This window comes from Legionella sp. 227 (assembly GCF_043161935.1).
GTDB classification, from domain to species: domain Bacteria; phylum Pseudomonadota; class Gammaproteobacteria; order Legionellales; family Legionellaceae; genus Legionella; species Legionella sheltonii.
In genome coordinates, this window is sequence record NZ_CP171154.1 from 1,030,766 (window position 1) to 1,050,274 (window position 19,509).

Below are 19,509 nucleotides of genomic sequence, written 5' to 3' on the forward strand. Positions count from 1 at the left end.
CAATAAAATTTATCCCCATTTACAGTATAACAATTAATTATGATGTAGAGATGAACAGGGAAAGAGTAGGTAAAATTAGATCTGGATCTAACCCTCTCAACAGTATTCAGCCACTTTATTGCATTTTTTAGCTAAAAAAGCAGGCCATATTGGGACAATGAATAAAAAAGTGTATAATTCCTCTTTTTGTTTCACAAATATTGAGCAGTCATGAATCTTGAAAAATTATATGATGTTATTGTAGTAGGTGGTGGACATGCGGGCACAGAAGCTGCTCTGGCTGCAGCACGAATGGGCGCACAAACATTATTACTGACTCATAACATGGATTTGCTCGGTCAAATGTCGTGTAATCCGGCCATAGGTGGTATAGGAAAAGGACATTTAGTCAAAGAAATTGATGCCTTGGATGGGGCGATGGCCAAAGCAGCGGATAGAGCCGGAATTCAATTTCGAACGCTGAATGCCTCTAAGGGACCTGCCGTGCGTGCTACTCGTGCACAAGCCGATCGGGTACTTTATCGACAAGCCATTAGAGAACAACTCCAAACGCAAGAAAATCTGACTCTGTTTCAGCAAGCCGTTGATGATTTATTGATTGAAGGAGGTCGTGTAACCGCTGTGGTGACTCAAATGGGACTTACCTTACGGGCTCGCGCAGTGGTCTTGACTGTTGGTACCTTTTTGGGGGGGAAAATACACGTAGGAATGAACCAGTATGCTGGTGGTCGAGCAGGTGATCCCCCAGCGATTGCTTTAGCTAAAAGCTTACGTGATCTGGATTTACCAGTGGGACGTTTAAAAACTGGAACACCGCCACGAATTGATCGTCGCTCCTTAGATTACAGTCAAATGACGGAGCAACCTGGTGATACACCCACACCTGTTTTTTCCTATCTGGGACATGTCAGTGATCATCCACAACAAGTTCCCTGTCATATTACCCATACAACAGAAGCCACACATGAAATTATTCGTAATAATCTGCATCAGTCACCTATGTACGCTGGAGTTATTGAAGGCGTAGGACCACGCTATTGTCCCTCTATTGAGGATAAAATTGTTCGTTTTGCGGATAAATTATCACATCAAATCTTTGTCGAGCCTGAAGGTTTAACCACTGAAGAAATTTACCCCAACGGTATTTCTACAAGCCTTCCCTTTGAAGTTCAAGTACAGTTTGTGCGTACGATTAAAGGTTTTGAGAACGCCCATATTACTCGTCCAGGATATGCGATTGAGTATGATTACTTTGACCCTCGTGGATTAACTTCATTCTTGCAGACGAAACCCATTCCCAATTTGTTTTTCGCGGGCCAAATCAATGGAACCACCGGCTACGAAGAAGCTGCAGCACAAGGAATCATTGCAGGTATGAATGCTGCCCTACAGGTTCAAGAAAAGGAACTTTGGTGCCCACGACGTGATGAAGCGTATATTGGCGTGTTGATTGATGATCTCATCACCTGCGGAACTCAAGAACCTTATCGAATGTTTACTTCTCGTGCCGAATACCGTCTGCTTTTACGGGAAGACAATGCAGATTTACGCTTAACGGCTAAGGGTAGGGAATTAGGTTTAGTCGGCGAAAAGCGCTGGCAACATTTCTCCACTAAAACTGAAGCAATCGAATCTACCCAGGCACTATTGCATAACACTTGGGTGCGTGTAGGACATAATGAGCACTTAAAAGATATACTGCTCAATCCCATGCAACATGATAATCGTGCCTCTGAATTTCTTAAACGTCCTGAAATAAATTATCAGCATTTATTAATGCTCGATGATTTAAACTTGCCTGAGTTAACCACTGAGGTGAGCGAGCAAATAGAAATTCAAAACAAATATGCAGGATATATCGAAAGACAACAGCAAGATATAGAAAAAATGCGTAAACACGAGAATACGAGATTACCCGAGTCGCTGGATTATAGTGAGGTCAGTGGATTATCCAATGAAGTAATCCAAAAACTTACAAAAATTAAACCTGCTACTTTAGCCCAGGCTGGCCGTATTTCTGGCGTCACTCCTGCGGCCTTGTCGCTTCTTTTAGTCCATTTAAAAAAACAGCGAATTGAGGCATGAAGGAATCAATAGCAAGAATACAACCACAACTTGCAGAGGGTTTGCAGCAATTTAATTTGCAGGCACTGCTCCCCTCTTTATCTGATTATTTATTCTTACTTAATAAGTGGAATTTAGCTTATAATCTCACAGCAATTCGTGATCTTGAGTCTATGGTTGGTAAGCATCTATTAGATAGCCTGGCTATTTTACCTTGGCTTAAAGGAAATCAAATTATTGATGTAGGAACCGGTGCAGGCCTGCCGGGCATCCCACTCGCTTTGGCTAGACCGGATTTTAATTTTGTTTTGCTGGACTCTAACGGTAAAAAAACGCGCTTCCTGCAGGAAGTAAAACGACAGCTCAATTTAAAAAATGTTGAAATTGTACAATTTAGAGTCGAAAACTACCACCCAACTCAAGGTTTTGATACAGTAGTAAGTCGAGCTTTTAGTAGCCTTGAACAAATGATTCAGTGGACGCAACATCTTATTGCTGATGAAGGAATCTGGCTGGCAATGAAAGGGCGTCATCCTGATATAGAATTGAATGAGATAAAGCAAAACTGCACGGTAAAGCATTATACTGTCGCAGGGGTTGAAGGCGAACGCTGTTGCGTCATTATTGAAAATTTACCTAAGAATAGTGGGGTCAACTAGGACTTAGATTTCGCTATCTTGAGCCCAAATAGCCTAATTTTCGAGCACCGAAACGCAGCATACACGAAGTATGTGAGTATCGGAGCACAGAAAATTAGGCCATTTGGGCCAAGATAGTAGAAGGTAAGCTCTAGTTCACTGCTTTTCTGGTTTAACCAAGGAATAAATCATGGCAAAAGTTATAGCCATTGCCAACCAAAAAGGTGGGGTAGGCAAAACCACTACAGCGATTAATCTAGCTGCCTCTTTAGCAGCCAATCGACAACACGTTTTACTTATTGATTTGGATCCACAAGGTAACGCAACCATGGGTAGTGGCGTGGATAAAAGTCAATTGGTACATACCACCAATGATGTCTTATTACATGATTGTCTTGCTGAGCAGGCATGTCTTGCCACCACATGTGGTTATGATTTACTCCCCGGAAATGATGATTTAACCGTAGCTGAAGTCAGTCTGATGGAACGTAATCATCGTGAAACGTTCTTATATAAGGCATTACAGCCCATTCAAAATAATTATGACTTTGTCTTGATCGATTGCCCACCCGCGTTGAATACTTTGACCATCAATGCATTTGTAGCTGCAGACTCAGTGCTTATTCCGATGCAATGCGAATACTACGCACTTGAAGGTTTAGCCGCATTGCTATCGACTATCGAACAGGTTAGAGCTTCAGTAAATCCTCGTTTGCACCTTGAGGGTGTGTTGCGGACCATGTACGATGCGCGTAATCGATTGTGTTCCGAGGTATCCAAACAACTTATAGAACACTTTCCAACTAAGGTCTACAGAACCGTAGTACCACGGAATGTCAGACTTGCTGAAGCACCAAGCCACGGGTTGCCTGCCTTGCAATATGATAAAACATCACCCGGCGCAGCAGCCTATATGGTTCTTGCTTCCGAGTTAATTAATAAACAGACTGTAGTAGGATAAATGGGGTAATTTATGACAGTAAAACGTAGTAGTTTAGGACGTAATTTATCCGCTTTACTAAGCCAATCAAATGGTATTCTTTTAAATGAGAAGCCCCCAGTTGAAAGCCTAAAGCTTTCAATAGATTGTTTGCAACCAGGAAAATATCAACCGCGCGGTGAAATGGAAGAGGCACCCCTAATGGAACTTGCCCAATCCATTAAAAAGCAAGGTTTGCTGCAACCGCTATTAGTTCGTGAATTGAGTAGCGGGCGTTATGAAATAATCGCCGGTGAGCGTCGCTGGCGAGCCAGTCAATTAGCAGGACTTACCGAAGTTCCAGTGATTTTAAAACAAGTTGATGATGAAACAGCTATGGCCATGGCCTTAGTTGAAAATTTGCAGCGCGAAGATCTCAATGCCATGGATCAAGCACGTGCGATGCATCGATTGACGAACGAGTTTTCTTTAACACATCAACAGGTTGCGGATCTCTTGTGTAAATCCAGGACTGCAGTCAGTAATTACCTGCGATTATTGGCCCTATCAACTGGCGTTAAAAAACTTTTAGAGCATGGTGATCTCGATATGGGGCATGCGCGTGCCTTATTAATGTTAGATGAAGAGCAGCAAAATCAAGTAGCGCAATTGATTGTTGCTAAAAATTTATCGGTACGTGAAACCGAAAAATTGGTTGAACGCATTAAATCGGGAAAAATCAAGGAACAGCAACCTGAGCTAGGCCATTCCCTGTACCAAGAGCAGTTAAACAATCTGTCACAACATTTGCAAACGTCAATTAAACTAAAACCTGGAAAAGCAGGCAAAGGCTCATTAGTTATTCACTATGACAATGAACATTTTTTGCAAATGATAATTGATCAATTGGGTCGTACGCATCAATGACTTTGTTTCTCCAACCAATCCAATAACCTAGCGCTCCTAGGTTATTGCAATCGTTAATCGGTGTCTAATCCCCTGATAAGCAGGACTGGTTACATCCACCTAAAGTACTCATTCATAGACCATCATAAGCATCCAATCAAAAAAACGCTCTCTCTAGTTTCGCTTTTATACGTTCAATTTATAAAAAAGGGCTTTATATTAAGCTACACTTATAGATATAAGCTGGTTATATTGCGAGGAGTCTGCAATGTTAATACAGCCAGTTCAACCTGTTTATGTTCTAATGAAAATTGGCGAAGATGAATTTGTAGGCCAGCTACTGAGTTTATCTGAAGACAAATTAGAACTGAAATGCGATGAGTATATTGAAAAAGATATTGAGATTTCTTTTTTTGCAAAGCACTTTCGTGGACAAGCAATTATTGAGGAAATTAAATTTGCTCACTCATTTTTTACCTATCAATTAACGATACAAGAAATTCAATTCCAGCCCGGTTTGTTAATTAATACTCGTTTATGAATGAAATTTTCTAAATTTGATGTAAGCTGGGCCTTGGCCCAACTTACCGTCTATTTATAACCAATAAACAAAAACAAACAAGAACAACCAGACCACGTCTACAAAGTGCCAATACCAAGCAACACCTTCGAATCCAAAGTGACGCTCTGGTGTAAAATGCCCCAACTTACAACGAACCGCGATCACTATCAGCATAATAGTACCTAAGGTTACGTGCAGACCGTGAAATCCTGTGAGCATAAAAAAGGTCGTTCCGTAAATACCTGCAGAAAGCGTTAAATTCATCTTGGTATATGCTTCATGATACTCATAACCTTGCAATACCAAAAACAAAATACCTAGGGCAATCGTTAAAACCATTCCAATCAGTACTTGCTTGTGCTTTTCTAATTTTAAAGCCCAATGTGCCCAAGTGATAGTAACCCCTGAGGTCAATAAAATGAGCGTGTTGACGGCTGCTAATCCCCAGGCTCCCATTGCTTCCTCAGCACCTGCAAAAACCTTATTATTGGGGTTATCTAATAGAGGCCAGGTCGAATTAAAATCAGGCCATAAGGTAAAATGAGTAATGGGATGTACATCGCCCCCTAAAAAAGGAACAACCCAAAATCGTGTATAAAACAAGGCGCCAAAAAATGCTCCGAAAAAACAAACTTCAGAAAAGATAAACCAGCACATTCCCCAACGAAATGAGCGATCAACCTGTTGGTCATAAACTCCTTTTGAGTTCTCATAGATTACTTGGCCAAACCAGCCAAATAGCATAAAAATCATAATTCCCATGCCAATAGTGAATATGTAAGGCCCATACCAATCGTGATGAAGCCAAGATGCTGCACCTACAAGCAGAGTAGTCAGCCCACATGATGCAACCAAAGGCCAATGGCTTGGCTTAGGGACATAATAAGTACCATGTGCTCCCATTATATTTTTATCTCCTGTATCAATAATCAGTTCTAAATACGCTCTCTATAGATGGACGTTGTAACATCGTATGAGCTTTGTCAAACTCCACACAACCAAAAGTGCATTAAGCCTTATCGGTTACATCGAATAAAGTATAAGACAATGTAACGGTGTTTACTTTTTCGGGTAAATCAGCATCCAAATGAAATAGTAAAGGCATATCCATAGCCTCATGTCCATTTAAGGTTTGCCGGGTAAAGCAAAAACATTCTGTTTTTTTCAGATATTTAGCAGCAATACCAGGGGTAACGCTTGGTATCGCTTGTACCGTCATCTGATGGTCCGTTTTATTTTCTGCATAAAAGGCAAGTTTTGCTATTTCGCCAGGATGAACCTTGATCTTTCGAGTTTTGGGATAAAATGCCCAAGGGACACCGCTATTGTTTGTCGCAACAAACTCGACAGTTACTTCTCTTTTTTTATCAATTTTTGCTTTAGTTATATCATAAGCGACTGCCTCAGGATTTGTTTTACCATTAATACCCAGTGACTTACATAAACTGTTGTAAATGGGTACTAATGCAAATCCAAAGGCAAACATTCCTAGCACAAGGCCGGATAAAATTATAATTAACTTATGATGGCCTTTTTGTTTTTTCATACAGCGAACCTATAAATCCAACTTAGGTGGAGTCGTAAATGTGTGATAAGGAGGTGGAGAAGGCAAGGTCCATTCTAAACCGTATGCACCCTCCCATGCTCTACCCGCTGCGATGTCCTTTTTAGTACCTTTCTTTCTAACCGTAGCAATCACATTATATAAAAAGAGCAGTTGGGTAAAACCAAAAATAAATGCGCCAATTGACGAGATCATATTAAAATTGGTGAACTGTAACGCATAATCTGGGATCCTTCTTGGCATACCAGCCAGTCCTAAGAAGTGCATGGGGAAAAATGCCACATTCACTGAAATAACAGATAACCAAAAATGCCATTTACCTACGCATTCGTTATACATATGGCCTGTCCATTTGGGCAGCCAATAGTATGTAGCAGCAAATAAGGCAAAAATGACGCCTGGAACCAGAACATAATGGAAATGTGCTACAACGAAATAACTATCTTGATACTGGAAGTCTGCAGGTACCAATGCCAACATCAGACCAGTAAATCCACCTATAGTAAATAAAAAGACGAACGCTAACGCAAACAACATCGGCGTTTCAAAGGTCATAGAACCTCTAAACATCGTACTGACCCAGTTAAACACTTTAATCCCTGTGGGTACCGCAATAAGCATCGTGGTGTACATGAAAAATAATTCCGCACCCAAGGGTATCCCGGAGGTAAACATATGGTGCGCCCAAACAATAAATGACAATATAGCAATACTGACTGTCGCATAGACCATAAAATAATAGCCGAACAATGGCTTACGGCTAAAGGTAGGAATAACTTCGGATATAACCCCGAAAGCGGGTAGTACAAGAACATATACTTCGGGATGTCCAAAAAACCAAAATACGTGTTGGAACAGTATGGGGTCACCACCACCTGCTGCATCAAAAAAGCTGGTACCAAAATGGCGGTCAGCCAACATCATAGTTACAGCGCCAGCCAAGACAGGCATAATTGCAATCAATAAAAAGGCGGTGATTAACCAAGTCCATACGAACATAGGCATTTTCATCAATGTCATGCCTGGTGCACGTAAATTAAGTATGGTCGCAATAATATTTATAGAACCCATAATGGATGAAATACCCATCATATGGATTGAAAAAATCATAAAATCGGTACTTGGTGGGGCGTATTTGGTAGATAGTGGTGCATACATCGTCCACCCAAAGTTAGGACCGCCTCCAGCGTGAAACGTTGTGGAAAGCAATAATGTAAATGCAAAAGGTAAAATCCAGAAACTCCAGTTATTTAAACGGGGCAAAGCCATATCTGGAGCACCGATCATCATTGGGATTTGCCAGTTCGCCATTCCAGTAAATGCTGGCATGACCACCCCAAATAACATAATTAACCCATGAAGCGTTGTCATTTGGTTAAAGAAATTAGGGTCAACAAAGCGATGGCCTGGCTGAAATAATTCTGCACGAATAAGCAAAGCCATGCCGCCAGCTAAAAAGAAGCTGATCATCGCAAGCCACAAGTAAAGTGTACCAATGTCTTTGTGGTTTGTAGTAAACAACCAGCGTTTTATAAATCCTAAGACGCCCTTGCCTTGTTCAGGACCATGATCGTCATGTTTTTCATCGTGTGCTAATGTATAACTACTCATTGCAAACCTCCAGCTTGAACTTTATTAACCATGGTTGGTTGTTGATTAGCTTTCTGACGTTGTGCCGCAACTTCTGCAGCTTGGACTTCGTCATTAGTATTATTCTCCCAGGCATTGCGCTCATACGTCGCAATAGCAGCGATTTCCTCATCGGTCAGTTGATCTTTATAAGGCTGCATCGCTGTACCAGGAACACCGTTAAGTATTGTATCTATATGTCGTGAAATAGGATTGCCTGTTGCTACAGAGCTGCCTTTAAGTGCAGGATACAATGGTGGAATACCGGTGCCATCAGGCCTATGGCATGGAGAACAAAATTGTTCATATTTTTGTTTTCCAACCGTGAGCAACTCATCACGGGTCATTGTTTTTTGTGCTGCTGGAGTTGCTTCTTCTTTGTTATATTGATCTTGTGATTTTGTTTGAGCAGCTACCCATTTATCAAAATCATCCTGGCTTACCGCTTCAACAACGATAGGCATAAATCCATGGTTGACACCGCAAAGTTCAGCACACTGCCCTCTGTATGTTCCTGGTTTTTGTATTGTCGCCCATGCTTCGTACATGAAACCGGGTATCGCATCGCGTTTAATACCAAGTTCAGGAACCCACCATGAATGGACAACATCATTTGAGGTAACTAAGAAGCGAATTTTTTTATTCACCGGTAAAACCATAGGTTTGTCTACTTCTAATAAATACCAGTCATTCTTTTTTTCTTTATTTTGAATTTGTGCAAAAGGGGTAGATAAGGTGCTAAAAAAACTTATTCCTTGATCAAGATACTCATACTGCCATCGCCATTGGTAACCCACTATTTTTACCGTTATTTCTGATTGTCTTGTATCGTCCATACGGATCAAAACACGAGTAGCTGGGATCGCAAGTCCAACGAGAATTAAGAAAGGAATAATTGACCAGACAATTTCTAATCGGGGGTTATCATGAAATGATGCGGCCTTATAACCTTTAGATTTCCTATGGTGAATCATGGAATAGATCATCACGCCGAATACCACAACCCCGATAACGGCACATACTGCCATACAGACCATATGTAAGTAGTACACGTCCCTACTGACAGGCGTTACCCCCTCATGCATATTTACCTGCCAGAAATCCGCAGCAGCGAATATGGGTTGACTTGCAACCCAGGCACCAAGTATTGTTAATAATCTACAGATCTTTAACCTGTTTAACATCCCCGTTCCTCGTCTTGTCAATAAGCTAGGCTACCTAGCTTCAATTTAGTGTTTATACATTTTTAATTTATCCCCTACTTTCGTGGGGGATAGTGCAATCAGTACTAGACTACCACAATGAGTAGTTTCCTTCGGTTTTAGATTTACTGACCATAAACTTAATTGCCTCAATTACTTCATTGGTAGTGCATTGCTTACAGCCCCCGTTTTTCGGATGGCCTTTCCCATTGACAGTATTCTCAATCAATACATCCATATTTTTTGCTATCAAGGGTTTCCATGCCTCTTTATCACCAATTTTAGGCGCACCATTTTTTCCTTCATTATGGCAAGCCGCGCAATTTTCGTTATAAACGGCTTCTCCACTTGCAGGATATTTTTCTGCACCACCTGACTTTAGATTTTCTAACTCCGTACGAGTTAATGACTCATTCAATAGGTAATCAACCGCAGAAATAATGTCGTTGTCAGAACAAGTCACACAGGCCCCTTTTACCGGCATTGAGTTATAACCATTAATTGCATGGTGATACAAGCCGGTTAATCCACTTGTTTTTAATCGCTCATACCAACCGGCTGCATTACCGATTAAAGGGGCACCCATTACGCCATCTTGGTGACAAATGACGCATGCTGTGAAATAAACTTGTTTTCCACGATCCAGCGAAGGACGTTCATTGGACGCAGGTAGACCTAAAGGCTCTTCACTGACTACTGTTTTCAGATAGGTAGCAATAGCCATCCTATCTGCATCAGTTAAGTACATCAAACTATTATGATTTACTTCTGCCATAGGACCAGCTACAGGACCAGCATTGTTTATCAACTTATTGAATTTGAACACATCAGCAACTTGTTCATGAGTTGCGGTTTCTAATCCATACTTGGTAATGTTTGGTGCCCAATAGCCATTGATAAATCCACCAGTTAGATAATATTTGTTCTTTGGTGCGCCAAATGGATTTAAAGGCGTATGGCACATGCTGCAATGACCTAAACCATCTACAATATATTTCCCACGATTCCATTCAGGAGAGCGGCCTTTTTCATATTGAAATCCATGACCTTCAGGAAAGAAGAATAATAAGTTCCATCCCCACAGAGTAAACCGAGATCCAGGAACATTAAATGGGAAAGGCAATGATTTGTTCGGTAAATTAACTGCCGGCAAGCTCATAAAATATGCATAAAGAGCACGCGCATCATCATCCGTTATTTTAGAAAAATAAATATATGGGAATACAGGGAAGTAGTTTCTCCCTTTAGGATCCCGACCTTCTTTAAGGGCGCGAATAAAGTCTTTCTCTGTCCAGTTACCGATCCCAGTTTCTTTATCTGGAGTGATATTAGGGCTATAAAAAGTCCCGAATGGAGTTTCTATAGGCAATCCACCAGCATAGGCAGGTGTCCCTGCTTTTACATTGGTATGACAGGAAATACAATCGCCTATCTTTGATAAATACTCCCCGCGCTCAATTAAACTTTGTTGCTCGCCTGTAGCTGGAGCCGTAGGTGGATAAACAGGATAATATCCATCATGAATTTGTAATTTCTGTTGAGCCGGTGCAGCATTTTCTGCATGTAATAATTGACCTGCCATGCCAAGTACGGCCAAAGTTGCAGTGACAATTAGCTTTCTTAGTAACAAAGAGCCCACGCTCCCTCCTATTTGTTCTTATTTTGCACGCTTCTCTTGCGGAGACAGAGTAATCGACGCATTTTATACTCCACAACGCATAAGTTGCAATGTTATAATTGCTATCTTTGATTATTTTTCTATTGTGATTATGTTTGTTTATCTTGATGGTTTGCTTTTAGGCTTATCTTTAATTATTGCCCTCGGGCCGCAAAACGTCTTTTTGATTAAACAAGGCGCACAAAAGAATCATGCGGTACTTTCGGCTGTCATCTGTTTTATCTGTGATCTTATTTTAATTTGTTCTAGTATCGCAGGCTTGCATGAATTATTACTCGTTCGTCCTGTTCTACAAATTTGGATGATGCTGTTAGGTACATTATTTCTCCTTTTTTATTCCGCAAAAGCATTAGCGAATGCATTTTCAAAATCAGCAAAAAATACAGAAAGTACGTATCAACCACGTAGCAAAACCCAAATTATTCTCCTGGCTTTAGGATTTAGCATCCTAAATCCTCATGCTATTATTGATTCTCTGGTCATAATCGGTGGCGGCAGCAGCGGGTATCCCAATCAAGAACATATTTTTTTATTAGGTGTTCTCACCTCAAGCTTTCTTTGGTTCAGCTCATTAACATTTACCGCGCGATATTTTTCCGATGTTTTAACTAAAGCCAATGTGTGGAAAGGAATTGAGTTACTGAGTGGCTTATTAATGGCGTTGATAGGGATTAAGCTCGGTACCGATTGTTTAAGCTTAATTTCAGAGATGATTGGAAAATCGATTTCGTAGAAAGGGCCAATCAGTGTGTCGCCAATTGACCCAGTGGAATGACACATAGCAAGTCCAACCTCGCAGCGTGAATATCTCATAACCATTTATTCATGTCAACCTAGTGCTTTAAGTACCAGTCAATGCACAGGTCATAAAATAGGTACTCCAATCGACAGTCCTTTGGTCATAAACCTCTATGGGTGGCCATTCTGGTCTGGAGGTGTAGGCGCAGCCCGCATCCGCAAAGTAATTAACTCTTTAGTAGGGTTTACAAAGAGCTCTATTGTTGTTCTAACTCACTTCCGTTAAACTCAAGCTTTCATAAAATATGAGCAATACATGTTTTACGGCGATAGCATCCAAGAGACAAGGCAACTCTTTTTTTCCAGTTGGGAAAAATACCAGCATAAAAAATTGTTGTCCCCTTTAGAAAATGAGATTGTCCAAGTGATATTAGCCCATCCTGAATATCACAAGATGTTAGAGAATCAAGATAAATTTCAACAACAATCTTATTTCCCCGAATCAGGAGAGCCCAATCCATTTCTGCACATGGGACTTCATCTGGCAATTAGGGAGCAAATCGCTACGGATCGCCCTAGCGGTATTCACCTTATCTATCAGAATTTAGTCAAAAAATATAATGACTCTTTAGTAGTTGAGCATTTAATGATGGAACAATTAGCCGAATGCTTATGGCTTTCACAAAAAAATAATCTCCCTCCCGATGAAACGCATTACTTACACGCTTTAGCTGAGCTTTGAATTAGTTCTCCCTGCTCCCGTTATCCCGAGTCGGACGAGGGAGCTCCCTCGGGATGACGAACAATATGAAAGAAGGTACACAGGTGGGGTGGATGATATACCGAATGGCCCCCTCACCCTAGCCCTCTCCCGCAAACGGGAGAGGGGAGGCGTCACTAGGCTCTGCTAAATCATCTTGTTGTTCCACATGATATTCAAGAATATCTCCAGGCTGGCAATTTAGATAAGCACAAATTGCTTCCAATGTCGCAAAGCGTATCGCTTTAGCTTTGCCGTTTTTTAAAATAGACAAATTCGCCTCAGTAATTCCTATTGCCTCCGCCAACTCCTTTAGCCTGCATTTGCGTTTTGCCATCATCACATCCAAATTAACAATAATAGACACGTGCATATTCCTTAAATTGTTAATTGAGTTTCTGATTTTAGCTGATGAGCTTCTTGAATAATCCAGGAAGCAACTAAAATAATAAATGCGGTAATTAAGGTGGATAAGTTTGCTGAATTTAAGGTAATACTGGCGATACGTTCTCCTTTAGGATTATTAAAGGTGAGTGCTGCTGTCATCAAGGGCTGATAAAATAGCTGCACCAATTCACCTAAAATCATATAAATACTTACCTGTTTAATTAACTTGATATTTTCTTCTTCAAACAAATGGCCTTTTTCAAAAAGCCTGAATAATTTAGCCAACTTATGGCAAATTAAGACAGTAATTGTCAGTGGCATCCATTCAATCGCCAACAAGACACCTCGATGCGACCAAGAAAAATGGGACGGATCATAGATTTTTTCCAGAGAAATTAAGGAGGACCAGGCCCCTATATGACACATCCAATCGAATTTAAATAAGATTAAGCAAGTGGTCGTGAGTGGAATAAGCCAGCAAAGAGTACGAAATAGCAGATACAGAATATGACTGGTGTTTTTTATTTTTTTCATGATAAATACCCATTAATAAAACCAGATTAAATGATAACAAATATTTATCGTTTTACAATAAAAAAATATTATTTATTGATATTATTTTCCTTTGCGATTGTATATTTACACGAGGCTCTCCAAAGTGATCTGGCCGCTAACAACTGAAGAGAGCCAATAATTTTTGTTAGTTTTTCGACATATATGATCTCTTTGATCCCAAATTATCAAATGAAAAATTTGACACCATAGTCTCCAGTTTTTCTTGTAAAAGACTTAGATTTTTAGGTACGACAATCAGCTGGAAGTTATCATTCTGGAAGTTAACAGGAGCTTTGTTTGCTTGAATGTACCGCGCATTATTGCGTTTTTCCACTGAATATCGATTTTCCGGTCTTTCATCAAAATCAATACAATCTAATTCATCCAGAAGACTTAACACCCTAATTGTGTCTGGATCAATTTGGCTTAAAGACCAAAACTTAGTGGTGCGTATGTGTGGAAAAGGTCTTGAATAACTGCCTTCCCCGCTAACAACAACCAAATCCTGAATGTGTTTATCATTTGGAAAATGCTCTTTAATTAAAGTAAGGGCTTTTTCTAATTGCTCTCCCTCTAAATGAACTTGTCCTTTATTGGTAAAATATTTCTCTAAATGCGCTTTATTGACTGCTTTTATAATAATCGCTATTTGATTGGAGTCTTCAGTGGACTTTACTTCATAAATTAAACGGCCTCCGAATTGGACAAAGCCTGAGAGCCTTAATTGAGCATTTTTTCCTTTTGCATCCTCTTTATCGAGGAAAATTCTAAGGTCGATTGGAAATTCAGGACTACTGGACTGAAAATAAAGTGAAAATCCATCATTTGTCTCCAAATCACAAAATTTATTTAGCATACTCTTAATCTCATTAAAATCATTTTGATCTTGAGAAGCGATGAAGTCCATGATAGAAAAATTATCACCAGGATTATTTCTCACATACTTCACTACCTCATTATCAACCTCCTGATGCGCGGGCTCTTTGAGTATTTGCAAATCCTGAATGGGATAAAACATTTGAGTACCCTTTTGGACTTGAATGTAGTGACAACGGATGTCATGTAATCCACCTCTGATGATGACTGAATTGACTTCAGGAAAACGCATATTATCTGTAGGGAATTGAAAATTACCTTCAGTCACATTAAGAAACTCAGGGTAAGCAACATTGGTAATAATAAATGTAGACTGACTCCCCTCTTTAACTTTTTCTTCAAAGTGAATTAAATTGTATTTAATTTGTAACAAGGTTAAGCGTCTTCTTATTTCTGATGTCTCAGGATCTAAGGTAGGTAAAGGTGAGGTTCTTAAATCAGTTAATGCCCCATCCGCACTATCGCGACTAGTTGATTCGCTTACCTTAAACCCGCCCTTATTTAATTCCAAAAGCTGATTAACTCTGCTTTTCACACCGCTAATGGTCGAAGTACCTTCTTTGTCAATCATGGAAGTAAGTTCAATAATTGATTTCATAAATTTTACCTGCCCTTATTTTGGTTTAAAAATGAAATTTGGCCAAATAATATCTAAATTACTTTAAAAACAAAATTATTGAATAAAATATACTCCCGTGCTCATGCGAATTACCTAATGAATAAGTAGAACATATAAGACTGGGTATCCTCTGCAAAATCGGTTAATATGGAGGATTAAATAACAAATCTGTGTTCTCTGTATGGCTGATCAAGAAAAAAAGACTCATTTTGGTTACTCCACTGTAGGCTGGGATGAAAAAGAAAGGAAGGTAGCTGAGGTTTTTCATTCCGTAGCCAAAAACTATGATGTGATGAATGACTTAATGTCTTTAGGCATCCATCATCTTTGGAAGCGCTATACTGTAGCCTTAAGCCAAGTGCATCCAGGACAGTCTGTCTTAGACTTGGCCGGAGGTAGTGGCGATTTAACGCGATTATTATGTAAAAGGGTTGGTGATACGGGTCGTGTTGTCCTTGCAGATATTAATTCGGCCATGCTTCATGTAGGTAGAAATCGTTTATTAGACGAAGGCTTATATAAAAATATTGATTATGTACAAGGTAATGCCCAATGCCTTCCTTTTGCTGATAATAGCTTTCATTGTATTACCATGGGTTTTGGCTTGAGAAACGTCACCGATAAAGAAGCAGCTCTTCGCTCGATGTATCGTGTATGCAAACCCGGTGGGAAAGTGATGATTCTTGAGTTTTCAACGCCCACCTTTCCCGGATTAAAACCGATTTATGACTGGTATTCGTTTAATATTTTACCTAAAATAGGAGAATTTATTGCGAAGGACAAATCCAGTTATCAATACCTTGCTGAATCGATACGCATGCATCCCAATCAAATCAAACTAAAAGAAATGATTGAACATGCAGGATTTGAAGACTGCCACTATGACAATCTCAGCGGCGGCATAGTTGCCTTGCACATTGCCTATAAATATTGAGTGCATTATGTTAAAAAAATATTCCTTAAAGGCTCTCCAAATAGCCATTAATAAAGCAGCCAAATTGGATGAACAGATGCCAGTCAAGCTAAAAGCGCTTGATAACAAAACTCTTGAGATGATAATAAGCCCTTTAAATGTTAATTTTTTTATACTTTTTAAAGACGGTGAAATCATCTTGCTTGATTGTTATGATAAAGAAGCAGACACCATCATTCACAGCAATCCTTTAGGTTTAATTCGCCTAAGTTTATTACCCGCATCGAAAGCGCGATCATTGTTTAATGATAAAATTCGTATGACTGGAGATACTGAATTAGGGCAACAAGTAAAAAAGTTATTTGATGAGATGGATATCGATTGGGAAGGACATCTGGCTCATTTCACCGGAGATGTGGTGGCACATCAAATTGGTGCTTTTGTACGTAAAGGAATATCCTTCAAAAAGAAAATTGAAGAATCCATGCGGCAAAATGTGTCTGAGTATTTTCAAGAAGAGTTACGCGTGACTCCCACTCAAGATGAATTGGAAGATTTTTTTGCCGAGGTCGATGAGTTATCTTTAAGCGTTGAGCGCCTACAAGCTCATGTCAATCAACTAATAAGCCGCTATGAAATCAATTAAAAAGCTCATTCGTCTTATTCACATTAACTATATTCTGGCTAAAAACGGGCTGGATAATGTAGTGGTGTCATTAAGATTGTTTGCACCATTGCGCTTCATTGTTTATTTAAATCCCTGGAATTGGTTTCGCAAGGAGCATTTAACCCATGGCGAAGCACTTCGTAAGTCTTTGGAGGAGCTTGGGCCTATTTTTATCAAATTTGGTCAAGCACTCTCCACCCGTCCCGATATTTTACCTCCGGACATCGCCCTTGAACTCAGCAAATTACAGGATAAAGTACCTCCTTTTCCCAGTGAGCAAGCAATGGCCATTATTGAAAAAGCCTATGGCTTGTCCCCCTACGAAGTCTTTGCTGAATTCGATTCCATACCCTTAGCATCCGCTTCAATGGCACAAGTCCATGCAGCAACCTTAAAAACAGGTGAAGACGTAATTGTCAAAGTACTACGACCTAATATGCGACGGATTATTGAGCAAGACTTAAGCATTATGCACACTATCGCCAAATGGGCGGATCGCTATTGGCCTGAAATGAGACGTTTAAAACCTAAGGAAATTGTAACAGAGTTCGAACATACCTTACTCGATGAACTGGATTTATTAAGAGAAGCTGCGAATGCAGCTCAATTAAGAAGAAACTTTGAGAATTCTCCTATTTTATACATTCCTGAAATATATTGGGATTATTCTCGTTCCAATGTGATGGTGCTGGAACGAATCCATGGCATCCCGGTCTCAGATATTAATAGTTTACAGGCACATGGAATCGATATAAAAAAACTCGCTGAACGTGGCGTAGAAATTTTCTTTACTCAGGTATTCCGTGACTGTTTTTTTCATGCAGACATGCATCCAGGAAATATTTTTGTCTCCTACAAAAATCCCAAAGAACCCCAATATATCTGCATTGATTTCGGCATCATGGGCACCTTAAATGACAATGACAAGCGCTATTTAGCTGAAAATCTCCTCGCTTTTTTTAATCGAGATTACCGACGTGTGGCCGAACTGCATGTTGAATCAGGTTGGGTTGCGCGTACTACGCGTGTTGAAGAATTCGAAAGTGGGATTCGTACTGTATGTGAACCTATTTTTGAACGACCTCTAAAAGACATTTCATTCGCACAAGTCGTGTTGCGCCTTTTTCAGGTTGCAAGGCGTTTCCACATGGAAGTACAACCACAACTGGTTTTATTGCAAAAGACTTTACTGGCCGTAGAAGGACTCGGGCGTCAACTCTACCCCGATTTAGATTTGTGGACCACGGCTAAGCCTTTTCTTGAAAAATGGGTAAGAGACCAAATTGGACCCAAAGCATTCTTCACCCAATTAAAGCATAATCTTCCCTTTTTAGCAGAACAATTACCGAATATGCCAAAACTGCTCTTTGATTTTCTAGAGCTTAAAAAAGAAGAATTAATAATAAATAAAGAGCGCGCCAACGCGCAGCCAGAAAATGAAAAGCCAGCAGTGCAATGGAATAGCATGGCAATTGGTGCAGGACTTTCTTTCCTTTTAGTTAGCCTGCTAGACTATTTGCATCTTATCCACCACAAGCAGCTTGCTCCTCTTGCTTTAACTGGAGCCATTTTAACGGGTCTGTTTGTACTAATTAACCGTAACGCGAGGAACTAACATGGGATTAAGTGGCATCAGCCCTCTTTCTTTATTATTAATTCTAGTCATTATTGTCGCTCTTTTTGGCACTTCTAAATTAAAAACCATAGGTACGGATCTTGGTGAAGCAATTCGAAACTTTCGCAAAGCGTTGAATGAAGAACAAACACAGGATTCCTCAAAAGAGGACAATAAATCCTCATGAGCAGTGGTGAACTTCTTGTCATTTTGATGGTTGCCCTCATCGTCTTTGGACCCAAAAAACTTCCAATGCTGGCAACCCATTTAGGCTTATTACTAAGAAAACTTAATCAGCTTAAAGCACAAGCGGCCGCGTTGTGGCAACAGCAACTTAATGCAGTTCAATTACAAGAAAATCAACGTAAAGCTAAAGAAGCAGACGAGCAATATAAAAAAGAACAATCGTCCTAAATTTAGGAAAACTGGTAATGCAAGCCAGGTAGCCTAACTGGATTTATATCTCTTAGCCTCCAAGAAAAATTTGTCGGGAACAGTCTACTTGAAGTCCAAGTCGATGCGTCAAATGTGGCTTTGGTTAAGACGATTAAAGCATTCCCTCCTATCGATTAAAATATGAAGGAATGCTATAAATGTCTATACAGTAAGTCTGGAATTAACGTTTTTTAAAACCAAGAATTCCAGTTCGAAATGCGCCTGCTTTACCTACTGCGGTTGTAGCAGATACAGCCTTTGCCGGAGCAGTCACTGCACCAGGAGCCGCCTTTCCTGCAGCTGGAACGGCAGCAGCTGGAGCGGTTGTCTTCGCGGTGGAAACCCTGCGTAGGGTAGTAATACTCCTGGGGGCAGCTCCTTTTCCCGTAACGATGTTGTTAAATCCCGCCATCTTATAGCGTGCTAATGCAGCATTAGTCACTTGGGCATTTTTATAGGTTGCACTCGGAGCCAACGCGAATCCCTTTGCTTGCGCAGCTGATGTGACATTAAGCGCATAGCAAGGCATAACGAGTGCGATTGAAAGAGTCGTTCCTAAACATGCTTTGGATAATTTTGAATACAACATGATGAACCTCTGCAACAAATGAAAACATTTTCGGTAAGTAACAAATTACCTAATTAATAGTATAGTTCCGCGAGGTTTGTTTTCAAACCATTAGCTCATGTTTTACACTATTTTTATCATTTACATCCTCCTTTAACTCAATACTTTGAGATAAGTGCATTTGCGCTCAAAAAAATTAATATTTTATCTTTTT

At 40.0% G+C, this 19,509-nt stretch carries 21 protein-coding genes; 12 read left to right on the plus strand and 9 right to left on the minus strand.

Features of this window, described 5'->3' with window-relative positions; all coding sequences use genetic code 11:
• Window positions 1–210: 210 nt before the first annotated feature.
• From mnmG to ACF8MK_RS04460, 5 genes are all read left to right on the plus strand, one after another.
• Window positions 211–2,085 carry a tRNA uridine-5-carboxymethylaminomethyl(34) synthesis enzyme MnmG gene (gene mnmG / locus ACF8MK_RS04440; protein ID WP_392538346.1) on the plus strand — a complete coding sequence of 625 codons (1,875 nt, stop codon included), beginning with the start codon at window positions 211–213 and terminating at the stop codon, window positions 2,083–2,085.
• Window positions 2,082–2,723 carry a 16S rRNA (guanine(527)-N(7))-methyltransferase RsmG gene (gene rsmG / locus ACF8MK_RS04445; RefSeq protein ID WP_392538347.1) on the plus strand — a complete coding sequence of 214 codons (642 nt, stop codon included), beginning with the start codon at window positions 2,082–2,084 and terminating at the stop codon, window positions 2,721–2,723. The genes mnmG and rsmG overlap by 4 nt, the downstream gene beginning before the upstream one ends.
• Window positions 2,724–2,892: 169 nt before the next feature.
• A complete protein-coding gene (locus ACF8MK_RS04450; protein WP_265703607.1) occupies window positions 2,893–3,663 on the plus strand; it encodes a ParA family protein in 771 nt (256 codons plus the stop codon).
• Between the two features lie 12 nt (window positions 3,664–3,675).
• Entirely contained in the window at window positions 3,676–4,548 is an 873-nt protein-coding gene (locus ACF8MK_RS04455) for a ParB/RepB/Spo0J family partition protein (protein WP_265703608.1), read from the plus strand.
• A gap of 247 nt (window positions 4,549–4,795) precedes the next feature.
• Window positions 4,796–5,068: a hypothetical protein gene (locus ACF8MK_RS04460; RefSeq protein ID WP_265703609.1), complete on the plus strand. Its 273-nt coding sequence runs from the start codon at window positions 4,796–4,798 to the stop codon at window positions 5,066–5,068.
• A gap of 54 nt (window positions 5,069–5,122) precedes the next feature.
• On the opposite strand, the gene ACF8MK_RS04465 is transcribed toward ACF8MK_RS04460, so the two are convergent.
• The 5 genes from ACF8MK_RS04465 to ACF8MK_RS04485 all read right to left on the minus strand — a co-directional run bounded on the left by ACF8MK_RS04465 (window position 5,123) and on the right by ACF8MK_RS04485 (window position 11,123).
• The gene (locus tag ACF8MK_RS04465) at window positions 5,123–5,992 is read right to left on the minus strand and encodes a cytochrome c oxidase subunit 3 (protein WP_392538348.1); all 870 of its coding nucleotides are present in this window, start codon (window positions 5,990–5,992) and stop codon (window positions 5,123–5,125) included.
• 106 nt (window positions 5,993–6,098) lie between these two features.
• On the minus strand, window positions 6,099–6,635 hold the full coding sequence (locus ACF8MK_RS04470) for a cytochrome c oxidase assembly protein (protein ID WP_392538349.1): 537 nt from the start codon (window positions 6,633–6,635) through the stop codon (window positions 6,099–6,101).
• A 9-nt stretch (window positions 6,636–6,644) separates the two neighbouring features.
• Window positions 6,645–8,264: a cytochrome c oxidase subunit I gene (gene ctaD, locus ACF8MK_RS04475; protein WP_392538350.1), complete on the minus strand. Its 1,620-nt coding sequence runs from the start codon at window positions 8,262–8,264 to the stop codon at window positions 6,645–6,647.
• Window positions 8,261–9,466, minus strand: coding sequence for a cytochrome c oxidase subunit II (gene coxB, locus ACF8MK_RS04480; RefSeq protein ID WP_392538351.1), 1,206 nt, complete (start codon window positions 9,464–9,466; stop codon window positions 8,261–8,263). Before coxB ends, ctaD begins: the two co-directional genes overlap by 4 nt.
• Window positions 9,467–9,575: 109 nt before the next feature.
• The gene (locus tag ACF8MK_RS04485) at window positions 9,576–11,123 is read right to left on the minus strand and encodes a c-type cytochrome (protein ID WP_392538352.1); all 1,548 of its coding nucleotides are present in this window, start codon (window positions 11,121–11,123) and stop codon (window positions 9,576–9,578) included.
• 130 nt (window positions 11,124–11,253) lie between these two features.
• Here ACF8MK_RS04485 and ACF8MK_RS04490 point away from each other — a divergent pair, with 130 nt between their 5' ends.
• Both ACF8MK_RS04490 and ACF8MK_RS04495 read left to right on the plus strand, forming a co-directional pair.
• On the plus strand, window positions 11,254–11,895 hold the full coding sequence (locus ACF8MK_RS04490) for a LysE/ArgO family amino acid transporter (RefSeq protein ID WP_392538353.1): 642 nt from the start codon (window positions 11,254–11,256) through the stop codon (window positions 11,893–11,895).
• 321 nt (window positions 11,896–12,216) lie between these two features.
• Window positions 12,217–12,642, plus strand: coding sequence for a DUF1841 family protein (locus ACF8MK_RS04495; RefSeq protein ID WP_392538354.1), 426 nt, complete (start codon window positions 12,217–12,219; stop codon window positions 12,640–12,642).
• 118 nt (window positions 12,643–12,760) lie between these two features.
• On the opposite strand, the gene ACF8MK_RS04500 is transcribed toward ACF8MK_RS04495, so the two are convergent.
• The 3 genes from ACF8MK_RS04500 to ACF8MK_RS04510 all read right to left on the minus strand — a co-directional run bounded on the left by ACF8MK_RS04500 (window position 12,761) and on the right by ACF8MK_RS04510 (window position 15,076).
• A complete protein-coding gene (locus tag ACF8MK_RS04500; protein ID WP_265703615.1) occupies window positions 12,761–13,027 on the minus strand; it encodes a helix-turn-helix transcriptional regulator in 267 nt (88 codons plus the stop codon).
• 11 nt (window positions 13,028–13,038) lie between these two features.
• Window positions 13,039–13,581, minus strand: a complete 543-nt coding sequence (locus tag ACF8MK_RS04505; protein ID WP_392538355.1) for a DUF2975 domain-containing protein — start codon at window positions 13,579–13,581, stop codon at window positions 13,039–13,041.
• Window positions 13,582–13,747: 166 nt separating this feature from the next.
• Window positions 13,748–15,076: a hypothetical protein gene (locus tag ACF8MK_RS04510; protein ID WP_392538356.1), complete on the minus strand. Its 1,329-nt coding sequence runs from the start codon at window positions 15,074–15,076 to the stop codon at window positions 13,748–13,750.
• Between the two features lie 202 nt (window positions 15,077–15,278).
• Between ACF8MK_RS04510 and ubiE the strand changes: the two genes are divergently transcribed.
• From ubiE to ACF8MK_RS04535, 5 genes are read left to right on the plus strand one after another with little or no spacing between them, the layout of a single operon-like run.
• A complete protein-coding gene (gene ubiE, locus ACF8MK_RS04515) occupies window positions 15,279–16,031 on the plus strand; it encodes a bifunctional demethylmenaquinone methyltransferase/2-methoxy-6-polyprenyl-1,4-benzoquinol methylase UbiE (protein ID WP_392538357.1) in 753 nt (250 codons plus the stop codon).
• 7 nt (window positions 16,032–16,038) lie between these two features.
• Window positions 16,039–16,656 (plus strand): SCP2 domain-containing protein, encoded by a 618-nt coding sequence (locus tag ACF8MK_RS04520; RefSeq protein WP_392538358.1) that lies wholly within the window; start codon window positions 16,039–16,041, stop codon window positions 16,654–16,656.
• Window positions 16,643–18,292: a ubiquinone biosynthesis regulatory protein kinase UbiB gene (gene ubiB, locus ACF8MK_RS04525; RefSeq protein ID WP_392538359.1), complete on the plus strand. Its 1,650-nt coding sequence runs from the start codon at window positions 16,643–16,645 to the stop codon at window positions 18,290–18,292. The genes ACF8MK_RS04520 and ubiB overlap by 14 nt, the downstream gene beginning before the upstream one ends.
• Before the next feature lies 1 nt (window position 18,293).
• Window positions 18,294–18,479: a twin-arginine translocase TatA/TatE family subunit gene (gene tatA / locus ACF8MK_RS04530; RefSeq protein WP_392538360.1), complete on the plus strand. Its 186-nt coding sequence runs from the start codon at window positions 18,294–18,296 to the stop codon at window positions 18,477–18,479.
• Window positions 18,476–18,706 carry a twin-arginine translocase TatA/TatE family subunit gene (locus ACF8MK_RS04535; protein ID WP_392538361.1) on the plus strand — a complete coding sequence of 77 codons (231 nt, stop codon included), beginning with the start codon at window positions 18,476–18,478 and terminating at the stop codon, window positions 18,704–18,706. Before tatA ends, ACF8MK_RS04535 begins: the two co-directional genes overlap by 4 nt.
• A gap of 202 nt (window positions 18,707–18,908) precedes the next feature.
• Here ACF8MK_RS04535 and ACF8MK_RS04540 read toward each other — a convergent pair whose 3' ends face one another.
• Entirely contained in the window at window positions 18,909–19,316 is a 408-nt protein-coding gene (locus tag ACF8MK_RS04540) for a hypothetical protein (protein WP_392538362.1), read from the minus strand.
• Window positions 19,317–19,509: the final 193 nt, after the last annotated feature.